Here is a 2,105-nt window from a genome sequence, read left to right on the forward strand (position 1 = left end):
TCAGCAATCTGTATTTGGCCAGCTTCTTCTTGTAGCGCAGCAGGGACTTCTCATCCCTCGCCTCCATCAGTTCATGCACCAGGACGCTGGCCGTGGTGAAGCCGACGCTGATGCCCTTCTGGCAGGCGGCCAGCCCGAGACCGAGGGCGACATGGGTCTTGCCGGTGCCACTGGGGCCAAGGGCGATGATATTCTCATAACGGTCCACATACTCTGAGCGTGCGAGCGTGAGCACTAGCATCTTGTTCAGCTCGGGAATGGCCTTGAAGTCAAAGCTGTCGAGGCTCTTGACCGCCGGGAACTTCGCCAACCGGATCCGCCGCTCGATCATCCGCCTTTCCCGGTCGATCAGTTCCAGCTCGGTGAGCCGGGCCAGATAACCGGTATGGTCAACACCTTCAGACGCACACTGGCGGGCCACCTTGTCATAGTCCCGAAGGAAGGTGGGCAGGCGCAGCTTCTTCAGATGGTGGGATAGCAGTATCTGGGGTGCTTCACTCATGACGCTGCCCCCATCAGACACATATAGCTGGACGGGGATGTGGTGCCCACCGTGGCCTTCGGCAGGTAGGGGTAAAGGCTCAGGTCAAGCCGGGCCGGTCGGCGTTCGATCCGGCACAGCACCAGATGCCTGATGGCGTCATAGCCGATGGCCCCCAACCTCAGGGCGTCCTTCACGGCTGCCGACAGCGTCTCCATATCCACGGTGTCCAATAGTCTCAGCACTTGGACATATTCCCGCTTGCCGGCCTTGCCCATGCGGGCTTCCAGCAGGCGGCGCAGTTTGAGGATTTCCTCCGGCAGGTTCCAGCCATCAAGCGGGGCCGCCTGATCAAGGCTCATGATCTTGCGCTCAATCAGCGGCAGGTAATGCAATGGATTGAAGATCATATCCGCCTCGTCATAGGAGCGCTCGTGGCGGGCGATGATCTCCCCGGCACAGCCAATGACCACCTCGCCGACATAGCCCCGGACCCAGACCTCCCGGTGGGCAAAGGCAACAGGCACCGAATAATCATTGCCCTTGTAACGCACCAGCGACAGGGACGTGACCCGACCGGCCTGCTTGTGGCAGGCATCGAAGAACGCCCCCGGCAAGGGGCGCATTGCCGCCAGATCAGCCTGCAGCCGGTCCCCGATGCTCACCTTGTGCCCTGACAGGACATCTGACTGCCGCCTGGTACAAGCGTCCTCCAGATAGTCGTTGAAAGCGTCAAAGCTGGCGAAGGACGGAATGGGGACCATGAAGGTCCGGCGCATATAGCCGACCATGCCTTCAACCTTGCCCTTATCGTTGCCCTTGCCGGGGCGGCCATAGCGGTCCTCTATCAGATAGTGGGACAGGAAGGCCGAGAAGCTGTCGGTCCGCTTGCGCGTGCCATCCGGCAGAATGCGAGATACAAGACAGCGGTCATTGTCGTACAGGACCGACTGCGGCACAGCGCCAAAGAAGGCAAAGGCATGGTTGTGGCCGTCCAGCCAGGCCTCCGTCGTGGCCCGGGGATAGGCCCTGACATAACAGGCATCGCTATGCGGCAGGTCCAGCACGAAGAAGTGGGCCTTCTGCCGCACCCCGCCGATGACCACCTGGGCCTCGCCGAAGTCCGCCTGCGCGTGACCGGGGGTGTGGCTCAGCGGTACATAGACCTCGCGGCTGGTCCGACGGTACTCTCTCACATAGTCCTTGATGATCGTATAACCGCCATCAAAGCCATACTCGGAGCGTAGGCGCTCGAAGATACGCTTCGCTGTATGGCGCTGCTTGCGCCCTACCTGGCGGTCACCCTCCAGAATACTGTCGATGATGTCGGTGTAGCCATCAAGCTTGGGACGCCTGACCGGCACTGAGCGCCGGTAGCCCGGCGGCTCTGAATGCGAGAGCATCTTCGCGACTGTGTCACGGCTGATCCCGAAACGCCGGGCAGCCTCCCGGTTGCTCAGGCCTTGCACATGGCACGCAAGGCGAACCCTTCTGTATAAATCCACTGAATAAATCCTCCGGCCCTCCCATCAAATGGAAAAGCCAAAAAGTGGCAGACTTTTACTCCGCCCGCAGCAACACAACGCCGCCGCTTCAGTGGCCTACTTTTACACCGCCCTATACA

2 protein-coding genes are annotated in these 2,105 nt (G+C 60.7%); both read right to left on the reverse strand.

The window, feature by feature from the left end; genetic code table 11:
- The coding region (locus tag ACFO5Q_RS16740) for an ATP-binding protein (protein ID WP_380084430.1) at nt 1-502 on the reverse strand (502 nt) is incomplete at its 3' end.
- Nucleotides 499-1,995, reverse strand: coding sequence for an IS21 family transposase (gene istA, locus ACFO5Q_RS16745; RefSeq protein WP_156431830.1), 1,497 nt, complete (start codon nt 1,993-1,995; stop codon nt 499-501). The genes ACFO5Q_RS16740 and istA, both read right to left, overlap by 4 nt.
- Nucleotides 1,996-2,105: the final 110 nt, after the last annotated feature.

This window comes from Kordiimonas lipolytica, assembly GCF_042651265.1.
Classification (GTDB): domain Bacteria; phylum Pseudomonadota; class Alphaproteobacteria; order Sphingomonadales; family Kordiimonadaceae; genus Kordiimonas; species Kordiimonas lipolytica.